The organism is Shinella pollutisoli (assembly GCF_024609765.1).
Lineage (GTDB): Bacteria > Pseudomonadota > Alphaproteobacteria > Rhizobiales > Rhizobiaceae > Shinella > Shinella pollutisoli.
Window position 1 is genome coordinate 116,187 of sequence record NZ_JANFDG010000016.1, and the last position, 13,853, is coordinate 130,039.

The 13,853-nt window shown below is 65.8% G+C and carries 16 protein-coding genes; 15 read left to right on the plus strand and 1 reads right to left on the minus strand.

Annotated elements, in window-relative coordinates; genetic code table 11:
- The 13 genes from NNZ72_RS14640 to NNZ72_RS14695 all read left to right on the plus strand — a co-directional run bounded on the left by NNZ72_RS14640 (position 1) and on the right by NNZ72_RS14695 (position 9,000).
- Complete coding sequence (locus NNZ72_RS14640) at positions 1–1,233, plus strand: phage portal protein (protein WP_257316088.1); 1,233 nt, start codon at positions 1–3, stop codon at positions 1,231–1,233.
- On the plus strand, positions 1,230–1,931 hold the full coding sequence (locus tag NNZ72_RS14645) for an HK97 family phage prohead protease (protein ID WP_257316089.1): 702 nt from the start codon (positions 1,230–1,232) through the stop codon (positions 1,929–1,931). Before NNZ72_RS14640 ends, NNZ72_RS14645 begins: the two co-directional genes overlap by 4 nt.
- Positions 1,928–3,409 (plus strand): phage major capsid protein, encoded by a 1,482-nt coding sequence (locus NNZ72_RS14650; protein WP_257316090.1) that lies wholly within the window; start codon positions 1,928–1,930, stop codon positions 3,407–3,409. Before NNZ72_RS14645 ends, NNZ72_RS14650 begins: the two co-directional genes overlap by 4 nt.
- Before the next feature lie 93 nt (positions 3,410–3,502).
- Positions 3,503–3,937, plus strand: a complete 435-nt coding sequence (locus NNZ72_RS14655; RefSeq protein WP_257316091.1) for a hypothetical protein — start codon at positions 3,503–3,505, stop codon at positions 3,935–3,937.
- A gap of 6 nt (positions 3,938–3,943) precedes the next feature.
- Positions 3,944–4,555 (plus strand): head-tail connector protein, encoded by a 612-nt coding sequence (locus NNZ72_RS14660; protein ID WP_257316092.1) that lies wholly within the window; start codon positions 3,944–3,946, stop codon positions 4,553–4,555.
- Positions 4,552–4,983, plus strand: coding sequence for a hypothetical protein (locus NNZ72_RS14665; protein ID WP_257316093.1), 432 nt, complete (start codon positions 4,552–4,554; stop codon positions 4,981–4,983). The genes NNZ72_RS14660 and NNZ72_RS14665 overlap by 4 nt, the downstream gene beginning before the upstream one ends.
- Positions 4,980–5,333, plus strand: coding sequence for a hypothetical protein (locus tag NNZ72_RS14670; RefSeq protein ID WP_257316094.1), 354 nt, complete (start codon positions 4,980–4,982; stop codon positions 5,331–5,333). The genes NNZ72_RS14665 and NNZ72_RS14670 overlap by 4 nt, the downstream gene beginning before the upstream one ends.
- Before the next feature lies 1 nt (position 5,334).
- Positions 5,335–5,601, plus strand: coding sequence for a hypothetical protein (locus tag NNZ72_RS14675; RefSeq protein ID WP_257316095.1), 267 nt, complete (start codon positions 5,335–5,337; stop codon positions 5,599–5,601).
- Complete coding sequence (locus NNZ72_RS14680; protein ID WP_257316096.1) at positions 5,598–6,059, plus strand: hypothetical protein; 462 nt, start codon at positions 5,598–5,600, stop codon at positions 6,057–6,059. The genes NNZ72_RS14675 and NNZ72_RS14680 overlap by 4 nt, the downstream gene beginning before the upstream one ends.
- A 57-nt stretch (positions 6,060–6,116) precedes the next feature.
- Positions 6,117–7,370, plus strand: a complete 1,254-nt coding sequence (locus NNZ72_RS14685) for a phage tail tube protein (protein WP_257316097.1) — start codon at positions 6,117–6,119, stop codon at positions 7,368–7,370.
- Between the two features lie 115 nt (positions 7,371–7,485).
- Positions 7,486–7,962 (plus strand): hypothetical protein, encoded by a 477-nt coding sequence (locus NNZ72_RS14690; RefSeq protein ID WP_257316098.1) that lies wholly within the window; start codon positions 7,486–7,488, stop codon positions 7,960–7,962.
- A 56-nt stretch (positions 7,963–8,018) separates the two neighbouring features.
- Entirely contained in the window at positions 8,019–8,324 is a 306-nt protein-coding gene (locus NNZ72_RS25585; RefSeq protein WP_442800902.1) for a phage tail assembly chaperone, read from the plus strand.
- Entirely contained in the window at positions 8,299–9,000 is a 702-nt protein-coding gene (locus tag NNZ72_RS14695; protein ID WP_257316099.1) for a hypothetical protein, read from the plus strand. Before NNZ72_RS25585 ends, NNZ72_RS14695 begins: the two co-directional genes overlap by 26 nt.
- Here the strand turns inward: NNZ72_RS14695 and NNZ72_RS25530 are convergent.
- A complete protein-coding gene (locus NNZ72_RS25530; protein WP_371747760.1) occupies positions 8,981–9,442 on the minus strand; it encodes a DUF4156 domain-containing protein in 462 nt (153 codons plus the stop codon). The genes NNZ72_RS14695 and NNZ72_RS25530 overlap by 20 nt on opposite strands.
- On the opposite strand from NNZ72_RS25530, the gene NNZ72_RS14700 reads away from it, so the two are divergent.
- Positions 9,361–13,524 carry a phage tail length tape measure family protein gene (locus tag NNZ72_RS14700; RefSeq protein ID WP_257316100.1) on the plus strand — a complete coding sequence of 1,388 codons (4,164 nt, stop codon included), beginning with the start codon at positions 9,361–9,363 and terminating at the stop codon, positions 13,522–13,524. The genes NNZ72_RS25530 and NNZ72_RS14700 overlap by 82 nt on opposite strands.
- A gap of 12 nt (positions 13,525–13,536) precedes the next feature.
- The coding region (locus tag NNZ72_RS14705; protein WP_257316101.1) for a phage tail fiber protein at positions 13,537–13,853 on the plus strand (317 nt) is incomplete at its 3' end.

Consider the following 13,853-nt stretch of genomic DNA (forward strand, 5'->3'; position numbering starts at 1 on the left):
GTGGGCTTCTGGAAGCGTTTTTTCCGCGACGACACGAAGGTTTCGTCGCTCGACCTGATCCGCGAAATCTACGGCGGCGGCCGCCAGAGTCATGCGGGGAAGGTGGTCAATCTCGACACGACGCTTGAAGACGACACCGCCTATGCCTGCATGCGCGTCATCGCGGAAGGATGCGCGCAGGTTCCGTGGCATCTCTACCGCGAGAACGCCGGCGCCAGGCAGGTGGCTTCGACGCACGACCTCGACGACATCCTCTACCGGCGCCCGAACAGATGGCAGACGAGCTTCGAGTTCCGCGAGACGCTCCTGATGCATCTCCTCCTCGCCGGAAACGCATACGTCTTCGTGAACCGTGTCGGCAGCCATCGAAAGATCGTCGAGCTCGTCCTGATCGAGCCGCGCCGCGTGACCGTGAAGAAAAAGAGCGAGGTTGCGCTCGAATACGTGGTCACCGCCGACGATGGAACGCGCAAGGTCTTCGAGCAGGACGCCATCTGGCACATTCGCGGGCCGTCGTGGAATTCATGGTTGGGTCTCGACGCGGTGAAGATGGCGAGACACGCGATCGGCCTTTCCGCCTCGCTCGAGCAGGGGCAGTCCGAGTTCCAGCGCAACGGGGCGAAGACGACCGGCATCGTCTCGGTGAAAGATCGGCTCGACAAGACGCAGTTCGAGCAGCTTTCCGACTGGCTCGGCAAGCACCAGATCGGCCAGGAGCGCTCGCACCTGCCGATGATCCTCGACCGGGACGGCAAATTCGCCCCCACGGCGATGACGGGCGTGGACCAGCAACTGCTGGAAACGCGCCGGCATCAGGTCGAGAGCATCTGCCGGCGTTTTCGCGTGATGCCGTTGATGGTCGGCCATCCGGCCGACATGGCTGCGCGGGCGGCCACGGAAACGATCTTCCTTCAGCACGTCGTGCACACGCTGATGCCCTGGTACCAGCGTCTAGAGCAATCGGCCGACGTCAACCTCCTTTCCGATGAGGAGAGGAGGGCAGGATATTACACGAAGTTCAACGCCAACGCGCTGATGCGTGGTGCTGCAAAGGACCGCGCGGATTATTACGCCAAGGCGCTCGGCTCCGGAGGGGGCAAAGGCTGGATGACGCAAAACGACGTCCGCGGACTCGAAGATCTCGACCGCAGTGACGACCCGGAAGCCGACAAGCTCCCCCAACCGACGGCAGCAGCGACAGCGAAGGCTCCAGCCAGCGAGGATACCCCATGAAACGGGATCACTTCATTGCGCCGATCGAGGTGAAATTCGCCGATGATGGCGCGGCGACCGGCACGTTCGAGGGATACGGCGCCGTGTTCGGAAACGTCGATGCCTATGGTGACGTGATCCAGAAAGGTGCGTTCCGGGATACGCTTCGCGATTGGAAGAAGGTGAAGAAATTCCCGCCGATGCTGTCGCAACACGGCGGCTGGATGATGACGGACCAGGACGCTCTGCCCATCGGGAAGTGGGAAGAGATGGAGGAAGACGATGTCGGCCTCAAGGTGAAGGGCCGCATCATCAACCTCGACACCGAGCGCGGGAAGAACATCTACGGCGCCATGCGCGAGCGGGTACTCGACGGCATGTCCATCGGCTATCGCGCGAAGGAGTTCACGCTGGGGACCAAGCCCGACGAGCCCCGCCGTCTTCTCAAGAAGGTCGATCTCATCGAGCTGTCGATCGTCACCTTTCCGGCCAATGGCGCCGCCCGGGTTTCCTCGGTGAAATCCACCGGCGCTCCCCGGACCATACGCGAATTCGAGGAATTCCTGCGGGATGCAGGCGGTTTCTCCCATGCCGCCGCGAAGGCCATCGCCGCCGGCGGTTTCAAGGCTGCGGATCCTCGGGATGAGGACGAAAGGCCGGTATGGAGCGACGAGGTCTCTCGTCTGCTCAACATCCTCAACTCTGGAGCAGGATCATGAAACGCAATCTCCCCTTCATTGCGCTTGTCGGCGCGGTATTCCTCATCGGCCTCGCGCTCATGCTCGGCGGCACGGCAACGGACGCGCTCGCGGCCTCTCATGTGCCCATCCTGGCGGCGCCCGTCTTCGGCGCGGCGGTCGCCGACACGGAAGTCAAGGCGGCCTTCGCCGAAATCGGCAACGCCTTCGAAGCCTTCAAGCAGACCCTCGAAACGGAGATGAAGACCAAGGTCGGCAAGGACGACCCGCTGGTGACCGAGAAACTCTCGAAGATCGAGAAGACGCTCGACACGGCGGTCGAGGCCAAGACCGCCCTTGAAGCCAAGATCGAGGCCGAACGCAAGGAGCGCGAAGACCTGGAAGCGCGTATCAATCGCCTGGGAATCCGCGCGAGCGGCGAGGATGCCGCCAAGCGCGAGCTCCACCTGAAGGAGATGAACATCACCTTCGGCGCGGTTGCGGCCGACCAGAAGCGCGCCTTCACGCCGCTCGACGAGCAGGGCTACGACGACTACAAGTCCGCCTTCGACACGTTCCTGCGGAAGAACGAGCGGTTGCTCACGCCCGACGAGATCAAGACGCTTTCGGTCGGATCCGATCCGGACGGCGGCTACTACGTCACGCCCGATGTGACCGGGCGTATCGTCAAGAAGGTCTACGAGACCTCCAATATCCGCCAGATCGCCTCCTCCCAGACCATCTCCACCGACAAGCTGGAGGGCATGGAGGACCTCGACGAGGCCGGCGCGGCCTATGCCGGAGAGCGCAACACATCGGGCAACGACAAGACGCCCGAGGTCGGCAAATGGGAAATCCCCGTCTGGTGGATCGACACCGAGCCGAAGGCGACGCAGCAGCTCCTGGACGATTCGGCCGTCGACATCGAGGCGTGGCTGTCCGGCAAGGTCGGCGACAAGTTCGCCCGCTTCGAGAACCGCGAATTCGTCGCAGGGAGTGCCGGCAAGATCCGCGGCTTCATCTCCTATCCGACGGCGGCCGACAGCGGGTCGGGCGTCGACTGGGGCAAGATCGGCATCCTCAAGACCGGCCAGAACGGCGATTTCCCGGGCTCCAACCCGGCCGACAAGCTGCTTGACCTCATCGGTCTTGTGAAGGACGCTTACCTGCCCAACGCACGCTTCGTGACGAAGCGCGAGGTCGTGACCAAGATCCGGAAGTTCAAGGACGGCACGACCAACGCCTATCTCTGGCAGCCGTCCTTCGTGCTCGGCAACCCGGAAACCATCGCCGGCTACCCCCTGACGCGTGCGGAAGACCTCCCGGCGCTCTCCGGCAACGGCTTCTCGCTTGCCTTCGGGGATTTCCGGGCTGCCTATCAGATCGTCGACCGCCAGGGTATCCGCGTATTGCGCGACCCCTATACCGCGAAGCCCTTCGTCAAGTTCTACACGACGAAGCGCGTCGGCGGCGGCGTGGTGAATTTCGAGGCGATCAAGCTTCTCCAGTTCGCAAACTGACCGTCAGCGCCGCTACGGCGATTAACGTGGTCCGGGCGGCCTCCCGTGCCGCCCGGCGCTTCCCTGTACTCACCCGAAGAAGGAACCGATGCCATGCACGGCCTCATTGACAATCTTGAATTCCGTGTCGTCGGCGCGCCGGTGGCGAACGCCAGCAGCACGGACAACAACTCGACGCGCATCGATATGGCCGACTACGAATCGGTCGCATTCCTGACCGTCATCACCGACAGCACCGCTACCGGCGTCGCCGGCCTCAAGATCGAGGAGAACGATGCGGACAGCGATTCCGGCATGGCCGAGATCGCCGGGTCATCCCTCACCGCGACGTGCGTCGAAAACGACGATATCAACCAGCTCGCCCTGATCACCGAGGTGTTCAAGCCGGCGAAACGCTTCGTCCAGGCGGTGCGCACATCGGCGACGGCGAACATCGCCTTCGGATCGGTGATCGCCGTGCTGAAGCCGCGGCGCCGTCCGGCGGTACAGGGGGCGACCATCAAGGCCTCGGCCTACGTCGCGAACTGACGCGCGATGCGCTCGATCTTCACCGTAACCACGCCGGCCTCCGAAACGTCACTTCTCACGATAGAGGAGTTACGTGCCGCCGCCGGCGTGGTCGGAGGATCGCAAGACGCGAACCTCCAGGCGATGGGGCGCGGCCTGTCCGAGGCGATCGCGCGCGACTGCGGAGTGGCCTGGGACGGCGTGAACGTGCCGACGCTCCTTTCCGAGACATGCCGGCAGGTCTTCTTCCCGGATCGCGGCACGACCAGGCTCCGCCTCGCGCGGCGCCCCGTTTCCGGGGTGTCCAGCCTTGCCGTCGACGAGACCATCATCGACGAGGCGGGCTATCGCCTCGATGCAGCAACCGGCGCGATCTGGCCGCGACGCGGGACCTGGTGCGCAGACGAGATCACCGTCGTCTTCAAGGCCGGCTTTGCAGCAGCGCCGCCGTCCATGAAGCTCGCGGCGAGCAAGCTGATGACCTCCCTCTGGGCGGAACGCCAGCGCGACCCGAACCTGAAGAGGGAAGACATTCCCGGCGTGATCGAGCGGGAGTGGTGGGTTTCCGAGAAGGACAATCCGCTCATGTCCCAGGAAATCAGGGACCTGATCGCGCCCTACGTGGAGAGATGGCTATGACCGGCATATACAATCTCGGCGACGCCGCGATCGCCCAGGCGGTCACCGACCTGATAATCACCGAGGGCGTATCGACTTCGGGAACCCCGCAGGCGCTGATCGATCGACTGGAGGGCATGTCCGCCGTCTCGCTTCAGGCGAGCCTTGTCTACGGCTCCGGCGGGACCGCATGCGTCGTCGTCGTGCAGACATCGCTCGACCAGGGACAGTCGTGGATCGATGTCGCCAGGTTCGACTTCGCCCAGGCCAGCGCGAAAAAGATCGCCAGCGTCTCGGCCATGGTGGCCGCGGCGCCGGCGCCGGTCGCAGCTCTGGGAGCCGAGGGCAAGCTCGACGGCATTCTCGGCGACAGGCTGCGCGCCAAGGTAACGAGCAGCGGCACCTATGGCGGCAACACGTCGATCAGCGTCAGGGCGGCTGTGCGGTGACGCCTGACCAGGTCAAGGCCAGCTATCGGCGGCTGATGAACGCGGTCGGGGAGACGATTGCGATCCGGCGCTTTACCGGCGCCGGGCATAACCGGCCGCGTTTCGACGCCAACGTGATGGCGCGCGTCGTGGACTACGAGCCGCACGAGCTTGCCGGATCGATCACGCAGGGAGACCGCAAGCTGATCGTGCTCGTCGAGGACCTGATCTATGCGCAGGTGCCGCTCGATCTGCGGAAGGGCGACAAGGTTGTCGTTCGCGGCCGTGAACTCAATGTCGAGGCGGCCGACGACAATACGCGACGGGTGCAGGGCGTGCTGATCGCTTACGAACTCCAGGTGCGAGGCTGACATGAAACGCAAGGTAATCGAAAGCTTCCAGTATGCGGCCGATGGCGTGCATCCTCGCCTGATGCGCGCGGGGCGATCGTACGAATTCCCCGACGACCATGCGGCCCGCTTTGCGGACGAGGGAAAGCTGCAGCGCCTGCCGAATGAGGCAATCGTGCTCATGGAAAGCGGCAGCGGCGCCGAGGCTACGCCCGCAATCGAGATCGATGAGCCGGCGGCCGTGGTGCGCATCGTTCCTGCCCGCAAGCCTGTCCGGAAGCGCAGATGACCACGGTCACGCAGGCACGGCAGGCGGTTCGCGCGCGGATCGAGGCCGGCAACGTCGCATTCGACGGGGTGCCCGTCCCGCTGCGCTGGCAGAACGAAGACTGCGGGCCGCTCCCGGACGATCCCGCCCCGTTCGTCTACGTCGAGTTCCTGAACGAGGGATCGTCGATCGTCGCCTACGGCGGAGGCCGGTGCGCGAACACGCATCGCAACCGCTGCCGCGTGGAGGTCTATGCCTTCGTGCCGAAAGGATGGGGGCTCGACGCGGCCGAGAGCATCGCGGAACAGATCGCCACCCTGCTGCGCTCGCATCGCGACCAGCATGTCTCCTGCTTCGACGCCACGGTCATCCCCGGAGGCGACGGGGCGATGCTGACGCCGCCCGGGCTCCAGTCCGAGGTCGGGAACTACTTCTGGGCCGCCTGCGAGGTGTCCCTATTTTTCGATCAGACCGGCTGACGCCGCGCCCTATCGCGCCCTGGGCAAGCGCTTTCGAACCATCGATGGAGAACCGCCATGTCGCTCGCCGAAGGCGTCGCCGCACGTATCGCCTACAAGCTTTACACGGACCCCAAGATCACGCCCGGCGTCGAGCCGTCGCCGGCATCCGACCCCGGCGCGGCGTCTGCGCAGATCCTGCGCCGCGTCTCGTCCAGCCTCACGCTGTCGAAGGACACCTATCAGTCGGGCGAGATCCGTTCCGACCGGCAGATCGCCGATTTCCGGCACGGCGTGAAGCGCGTGCAGGGCAACGTCTCCGGCGAGCTCTCGCCGCTGACCTACAAGGACTTCTTCGCCGCCGCCTGCCGCGGCAACTGGTCGAACGCCGCGGTGACCGCCGACGAGAGCGACTTCACCTCGGCCGCCGCCGACAACGCCACGTCCAAGTTCACGTTCGGCGGCGGCGACCCGGTCGCCAAGGGGTATCGCGCGGGCATGGTCGTTCGCTTCACCGGCCTGTCGGAGGTCGCGAACAACGGGAAGAACTTCGTCATCCTCAGCTTCGGCGGCGCGAACAATCGCGAGATGACCGTCTATCCCGCGCCGGTCACGCACACGGCCGACAGCGAATTCGACGTGACGTCGGTCGGGCGCCAGCTGATCGTGCCATCCTCGGGGCACGTCTCGCGCAAGATGGCGGTCGAAATCTGGAACGAGGACGTCGACGTCGCCCGGCTGTTCACGGAATGCCGCGTGGGCGGTTTCAACGTGCAGCTTCCGGCGAGCGGTATGTCGACGGTGGATTTCGATTTGATGGGCCGCAACATGGTGCTCTACGAGGACGGCAGTGCGCCGTTCTTCACCGCGGCAACGACCGAGACGACGACCGGCCTGCTCGCCGCCGTCAACGGCCTTCTGCGCATCGGCGGCGACACGGTCGCGGTGGTGACCGGCGCCAACATCCAGATGCAGCTCTCGCCGAGCGGCGAGCCGGTGGTGGGCTCCAACCTGGTCCCGGAAATCTTCCTGGGGCGGGCGAGCGTGACGGGACAGATGACCGCGTTCTTCGACGCGCCGGACCTGATCGAGGACTTCATCAACGAATCCGAGATCGAGTTCCTGGCTTACCTGACGACGACGAACGACGCCGCCAGCGCTGCAATGACGTTCTATCTGCCGCGCATCAAGCTGGGCGGCGCGGACCTCCAGACGCAGGGGGAAGCCGGCCAGTCGATCACCCTCCCGTTCACGGCGCTGAAGCAGGAGGGAAGCAACCCCGGCGTCGAGAACACGACGATCCAGATCGTCGACACCCAGGTCTCGGCCTGACGCCGCCCCATCCGTAACCGACGACGGGCAGCACTCGCCCCTCGGCGAGGTCACGTGACGCGGCCCGCCCTGTCGGTGGGGCGGGCCGCAATCTCCACCGACAAGGACAATCATCATGACCAGCAAGTTCGCGGCTCTCGCAGCCAACGTCTCCGACACCTTCCGCGTCGAGCTGATCGACCCGATCACCGACGACGTCCTGCGCGACAAGGCCGGCAACGCCGCCTATATCGACGTTCTCTCCGTGGACAGCGAGGCCGGCCGCAAGTTCGATGCCGATGCCCGGCAGCGCGCCTTCCGCTCGGCCCGCAAGAGCCGGACCGGGCATCCCGACATCGACCCCGACGAAGAGAACCGCCGGAAGCTGGCGCAGCTGACCCGGGGGTGGCGTCTCGTCGACCCCGTCTCGCGCGAAGGGCTGGACGTCCCCTGCACGCCCGAGAACGCGCTCGAGCTCTACTGCGAGGCGGGCATGGCCTGGCTGTTCGACCAGGTCTTTGCGGGCGCGGCGAATGCGGGAAACTTCATGCGGCGGCGCTCGACGACTTCCTCGCCTTCGCCGAGGCCGAGCTTCGAAACGCCCACAAGCTGAGCGACGGCGCCACGGTCGCCGAGCACAACGAGGCGGCGGCGCGGATCCGCGCCGGCCTGCCGGGGAAGAAGCCCGGACGCGTCGAGGAGATGCCGCCGAGGCCGCCCTGTCCTGCGTTGCTGGTCCATGTCTGGGACTGGTTCCTCGAAATCTACGGCGGCGCCTCCGGCGGGGGAATGGGACCTCCAACGATCACCTGGCCCGACGTCCGGGCCTGGTCGGACCTGACGCGGGAGCGTCCGGAGCCGTGGGAGGCAAGGCTTATCCTGCGTCTCTCCGGCATGCAGGCAAGGATCGCAAGCGAGAGGGCGGCGTCGCCGGACGGGAGCAAGGGTCGTGCGGGTAAAGGTCGAACCGCTTAGTCAATGGTTGGACGTCACGGTCTCCGAGCTGCTGTCTCCTGAGGCACGCTCGAAGGCCGTGGCCGACTTCGCGCGCGCCGCCTTGCGGGACGCCCAGGAGACCAACCGCAGGTCGCTCGGATCGGAGGCCCCTTTCGAGCAGTTCGTGGACGGCCGCGCCGGCGCCGCGCTCGAAAGCGTGGATCCGGATCGAGGGCGGATCGTCTTCGAGTTCGAATTGATCAACGACGTACTGCAATGGGTACTTGCCGCCCTGATCGAGCGATCGCCGCGCCGGTCGGGAGACTATATGCGCGGCCACAGACTGTTCGCCGATGAACGCGAGATCGCCGCCGACGGGGAGATCCCGCCGGCCGCAGAATATTCGTTCACGAATACCGTGCCCTACACCCGGCGACTGGAGATCGGCAAGACCAAATCGGGGCGCGACTTCCTCGTCTCGGTGCCTAACCGCATCTACGAGCGGACGGCCAAGGACGCGCGTGCCCGGTTTGGCAATGTCGTCCAGATCAGGATGACGTATCGGGCCGTCATCGGCGGGGCGCAGGTCAATGCGGAGAAGCTGCCTGTTGCGTCAAGGCGGGCCCGTGACCGGCGCGGGCGCTTCGTCGCGGCAGGCCGGCCGCATAACGTCAGCACCGTCCGATTCCCGACGATTACTGTGACGCCGAATTAGCGCAACGATAGGCCTTGCCAGACATGTTTGCCCCTGCCCAATGGGCTACAGAACTAGTAATCAATACCGTGTTTCCGCCAAGCTTCGCGGTCTGATTTTTTATTTGGGCGGTAGCGTCGTTGATAGCGATTTGAACCATCGCGCCACCATACAAATTGTGGTCGCCTCGAACGTCGCCGACATACGAGCATGCAACAACTTCTTGGTCGGCGACCGCCACTCGGACGCTGTCAGTAGTCGGTCCTGCGGTTGCGCATGCCGCACGACTACCATCGACGACAGAACGAACAACAGACGCATTGGCAGCCCCTCCCGATCCCCTTGAGGGAAGCCTAGCGTTGCAAAATTGTTGGAGCAACCATGGCAACCGTACAGGAAGCAATCCGTCGCCTGACCATCGAGGCGTCGACGCGAGGCGTGAAGGAAGCGGAGCAGGCCACACGCGGCTTATCCGACGCGGTCGACGGTGTAGCGGTATCCAGCCAGCGCGCCGAGCGGGCGACACAGTCGATGGAAGGGCGGCTTGCGTCCATCCGGCGGAAATACGACGAGCAGTATCGCGCGCAGATGGAGATGAAAAGGGTCGAGAACGCTCTGATCGCAGCGCAGGTGCAGGGGCTGGTCACCATGCAGGACCGCATGGAGCTTCTCGCCCTCGCCGCACAGCGTCATGGTCTTGCTTCGGCGGCAATCGCGAAGGAGGCGGCCGCGACCAACCATCTTGCCGCCGCGACGCGAAACCTGGCGGTCGCCAACGACAACAGCGCGCGGTTCCGCCGGCAGAACCTCACCTATCAGCTCTTCGATATCGGGCAGTCGGCCTATGGCGGCATCAACCCGGCGATGATCGCGGCGCAGCAGGGACCGCAGATCCTGCAGCTCTATTCGGGCGCCGGCGGCGTGAACGCCGCCCTGAAGGATACGGCCTCGCTCCTCGGCGGCGTCGCGTCGCGCTTCGGCCCGGTTGCCGTCGCCGCCGGCGTCGCAGCAGTGGCGATCAAGGGCATCCAGGACGAGATCAACGAGGCGTCGAAGGTACAGGTCACGTTCGGCGACGTGGCGAAGGCGACATGGCAGGTGGCCGCCGCCGCCATAGAGCGCGAGCTGCGCCCGGCCGTGCGAGCCGTATCCACGGAAGCCGAAAGCGCATGGAGCGGCCTGCGCGACGCTGCCGGCCAGCAGTTCAACGGGATGGTGATCGTCGGGAGATGGGCGTTCGAGACACTGGTGTTCTCGGTAGCTTCCCTTCCGGATGCGTTCGTCATGGCCGGACAGGCGGCAGCGAACGGCTTCGTCGGCGCCATCGAGTGGATGGTCAATCAGTCGCTCGCCGGCATCAGGAGTATCACCCAGGGCCTCAACGACTTCGTGAACGCCTATGGCGGCGACCTGCTACGCACGAAGCTTGGATGGGACCTGACCATCCCGGATATCCCGGCGATCACGCTCCCGCGCATCGATGCGGGCGGCGAGGCTGCCATGAAGCGCATGGCGGAGCGCGCGGGCGAGTACCAGAAGACGGTTGCGGAGATTGTCCGCACGGATCACTGGGGCGCGACCATCAAGGCCATAGGCGGCCAGGCCGCCAAGAATGCCGTCGCAAGGCTGGAGGAGGCGGCAAAGGCAACGAAGGGTGCCGGTAGGGCCGCACGCGAGGCGCGGGCCGAGTATGAAGCTTTCACCCGCACGGCCGACCGGCTGGCGGAGAAGAAGTTCCCCGGCGAATACGCCCGCAAGGAAGCCGAAGAGCTGACGGCCTCGCTCGCAGCGTACGGCGACAAGCTGTCCGACATCCAGCGCCTTGCCGTCGAGGCTCGCATCGCCGACCAGTTCGAGGCGGCGCGCCGCGGCGTGCGCGAGCTCGCGAAGGAGACCGAGAAGGCGTCAGACGAGATGGCGAAGGCCCTCGCCAGCACATTCTCCGATCTCTTCACGCAGCCGATGAAGGACCTCGACGCCTTCATGGACAAGATCACCGGCGGTCTCGCTCAGATCGGGACGAACAACCTCCAGTCCGGTCTCGAAGGGCTGCTTTCCGGCAAGGGCTTCGGCCCGGCGAACGACAACGACCGATGGGCGGGCCTGCGCGAAGTCGGCAAGGCGGTCGAGAAGGGGGCGCTCGCCGGCACGCGCGACGGTGCGCAGAACTGGCTCAGCTCGTTTTTCGGCGGCAAGCTGCCGGACGGCGCGATGAAGAACATCTCGGCCGGCCTCGGCGGGTTCGGGATGGGCTACCAGGCGCAGGACCCGGCGATGGGCGGCATCGGCGGTGCACTGTCCGGCTTCATGGCCGGCGGGCCGATCGGCGCCGTCGTCGGCGGCCTCGGCGGTCTTCTGGGCGGGCTGTTCGGCGGATCGTCCCGGCGGGACAAGGAGCGGAAGGAAGCGCGGCAGAGCCTCTGGGACAACGCCGCCTCGGTCCGCTCGACGCTCGACCGCGGGCTGGGGCGCGGCGCGGGCAACTATCGCAGCGAATTCGCCGAGTACGAGGCGGAGGCGATGAAGATCCGCCGCACGGCGATGAAGGCCGGCAACTGGGCCATGGAGCGGGAGGCCCGCGAGGCGATCAGCCGCTTCCGCGCCACGCTGAAGAGCGACTTCCGCTCCGCCTTCGACGGGACGGTCGAGGCGATGCGCTCCGGCCTCGGCTCCAACTCGCCCTTCGTGCAGGCGCAGCAGAACGTCATCGGGCTGCGCGACGAGCTGAAGAACTTCATCGCCGACACCAAATGGGCCGGGGAAAGCACGCGGGTCGCGACACGGGCGGCGCGGGACTACGCGCTGTCGCAGCTGGCCGGGGCGAAGGAGCTTTCGCCGATGGAGACCGAGATGCAGCGCATCCGCGGCACGGCGGCAGGCCTGCGCAACACGCTGAAGGAGCTCGGCATGAGCTCCAGCCAGGCGGACAAGGCGATCAGGGACGGGCTGGTGAAGGCGGTCGCCGGCCTGCGCGACCAGTATCGCACCGACGTCCGCGGCTCGATCAACGAGCTTTCCGGCCGGGGGTATCTCAACGAGATGGCAGACGCGCAGAAGCTCTACAACGAGCGGCTCAAGGACGCGAAGGCGCTCGGACTGTCGGCCTCGCTCGCCAACAAGGAATTCTCGCTCTCGATCGCCAGCATCGCCATGCAGTCCGGCCTGACGGGCAAGCAGCTGCGCCACTATGCCGACCATCTCGATATCCCGGCAAAGCTGCTCAAGGGCATCCTCAAGGACCTGAGCGTCCAGAACGCGGAGAAATGGTCCTCGACGATCTCCGACCTGCGGCTGCGCCGCGTGCAGGCGGTCACCGACACGTCCGGCCTGTCCGGCCAGCTGAAGCTGTTCGACATGCAGGCGAGGCTTGAACGTCAGCGGCTGAAGGAGGCCGGGGCGACGGGCGCGGCACTCGTGGCGCTGGACAGGGCGACGGGCGCGGAGCGTATCCGGCTGATCAAGGAGTTCAACAAGCAGCAGGTCGCGCTGCAGCGGGATTTCGGGGTGAGGTATCTCCAGGCGACGGTCGACGCGTCGGGGCTGAAGGGGCAACTCCAGCTCTTCGACGCGCAGGCGCGAATGGAGCGCCAGCGGCTGAAGGAGAGCGGCGCGACCACGCAGACGCTGATCGCGCTCGAGCGCGCTCTCGGCGCCGAGCGCCAGGCGCTCATCGACGATTTCAACCGGCAGAAGATCGACGAGGCGAAGTCGGCGCTCGACGAGGCGCTCGACGCCTGGCGCAACTTCGCGAAGGGCGTGCGCGAGTTCCGCGACGGCCTGCGGCTCGACAGCAACCTCTCCGTCCTCTCGCCGCAGGACCGCCTGACGGAGGCGCGGCGGCAGTACGAGGAGACGCTGCGGCTCGCCATGGTCGGCGACCGCGACGCGATGAACCGCCTGACCTCGATCAGCCAGTCCTATCTGGAGGAGGCGAAGAGCTACTTCGCATCGACAGAGGACTATGCGGCGATCTTCAACAGCGTGAACACCGCGCTTGCGCAGGCCGAGACGAGCGCCACAAGCCAGGTCTCCGCGGCCGAGAAACAGATCGCCCTCCTGGCCAAGCAGGTGAGCACGCTCGCTTCCGTCGACAACACCTTGCTCACCGTCTCGCAACTGACGAAGAGGCTGACCGACGCCGTGACGACCTATCTCGGCGCGTCGCAGACGAGCACGCCGCTGCCGAAGAAGATGGCCGGCCTTCCCGCCTATGCGACGGGCGGCTATACCGGCGACTTCGGCGTCAACCAGATCGCCGGCCTCGTCCATGGCCGCGAGTTCGTCGCCGATGCCATGACGACCGCGCGCTACCGGCCGCAGCTGGAGGCGATGCAGGCGGGGACCTATCGCCCGCAGCAGGTCCTCACCAACGACAATCGCGAGGGCTTCCGGGAACTGGCGGCCGTCTTCGCCTCCGGCCAGTCGAAAGCGATCGAGACCCTGAAGGAGGAGATGGAAGCGCTGCGCGGTGAATTCCGCCGCCTCCACAACGAGATACGCATCTCCGGCGACAAGAAGGGCCGCATCACGGCCGCCGGCCGATAGCAGGAGCCTCCCATGCCCTTGACCTTGCACACGGCGAAGCTCATCGCCGACCACATGCTCGACCGTACGACATGGGTGCCGCCGGCCGAACTCTGGCTTGCCCTGCATCTCGGCAACCCGACCAATGCCGGCCTGTTCGACAGCGAGATTTCGACGGCTGACACCGGCTATGCCCGCGCGGAGATCACCGGCAAGTTCTCGGCCGCCGATCCGCTGACGGGACTGTCGGTTCTGACCGACGTCGTCAATATCGGCCCGGCCGAGGTGGACTGGGGGACGATCCGCTACGTCTCGGTCTGCAACGCCCAGGCGGGCGGGACGATGCTGTT

Excerpts from the sequence above, each read along its gene's own strand:
- NNZ72_RS14645 (WP_257316089.1), top strand. The coding sequence starts at position 1,230 with ATGAAACGGGATCACTTCATTGCGCCGATCGAGGTGAAATTCGCCGAT.
- NNZ72_RS14650 (WP_257316090.1), top strand. The coding sequence starts at position 1,928 with ATGAAACGCAATCTCCCCTTCATTGCGCTTGTCGGCGCGGTATTCCTC.
- NNZ72_RS14655 (WP_257316091.1), top strand. The coding sequence starts at position 3,503 with ATGCACGGCCTCATTGACAATCTTGAATTCCGTGTCGTCGGCGCGCCG.
- NNZ72_RS14660 (WP_257316092.1), top strand. The coding sequence starts at position 3,944 with ATGCGCTCGATCTTCACCGTAACCACGCCGGCCTCCGAAACGTCACTT.
- NNZ72_RS14665 (WP_257316093.1), top strand. The coding sequence starts at position 4,552 with ATGACCGGCATATACAATCTCGGCGACGCCGCGATCGCCCAGGCGGTC.
- NNZ72_RS14675 (WP_257316095.1), top strand. The coding sequence starts at position 5,335 with ATGAAACGCAAGGTAATCGAAAGCTTCCAGTATGCGGCCGATGGCGTG.
- NNZ72_RS14680 (WP_257316096.1), top strand. The coding sequence starts at position 5,598 with ATGACCACGGTCACGCAGGCACGGCAGGCGGTTCGCGCGCGGATCGAG.
- NNZ72_RS14685 (WP_257316097.1), top strand. The coding sequence starts at position 6,117 with ATGTCGCTCGCCGAAGGCGTCGCCGCACGTATCGCCTACAAGCTTTAC.
- NNZ72_RS14690 (WP_257316098.1), top strand. The coding sequence starts at position 7,486 with ATGACCAGCAAGTTCGCGGCTCTCGCAGCCAACGTCTCCGACACCTTC.
- NNZ72_RS14700 (WP_257316100.1), top strand. The coding sequence starts at position 9,361 with ATGGCAACCGTACAGGAAGCAATCCGTCGCCTGACCATCGAGGCGTCG.